We start from the raw sequence: 341 nt of genomic DNA on the forward strand, positions 1-341 counted from the left end.
GGAGAAGGAAGGGATATCTGAAAGAAAAACGGGGCACCCCTGAGGATGCCCCGCCACCAATTAAAATAATTGATTGTCGCATTATAAACTTACCGTACTACTTAGCGATCATGATCGTTACACGGTTCTCTGCGTTTTCTGCAAAAGGCTGCACACGTGCACCCTTAGATTCTTCTGTAATGCGCTCAGAAGGTATATTATATTTCTTTGTCAGCATCCAAACCACAGCAGCTGCTCGCTTGCCAGCAATGCGGTCGTTGATGACGTCATTACCTGTACCCTTGTCAGCATAGCCGGTTACTACAACCTTTGCCTCTGTGTTCTTGTTCAGGAAGTCAACC

The 341-nt window shown here is 46.3% G+C and carries 1 protein-coding gene; it reads right to left on the reverse strand.

Annotated elements, in window-relative coordinates:
• Nucleotides 1-97: 97 nt before the first annotated feature.
• Nucleotides 98-341 (reverse strand): OmpA family protein (locus KSW37_RS15910; RefSeq protein WP_217743544.1); only part of this gene is annotated, 244 nt, incomplete at its 5' end.

This window comes from Segatella copri (assembly GCF_019127135.1).
Classification (GTDB): domain Bacteria; phylum Bacteroidota; class Bacteroidia; order Bacteroidales; family Bacteroidaceae; genus Prevotella.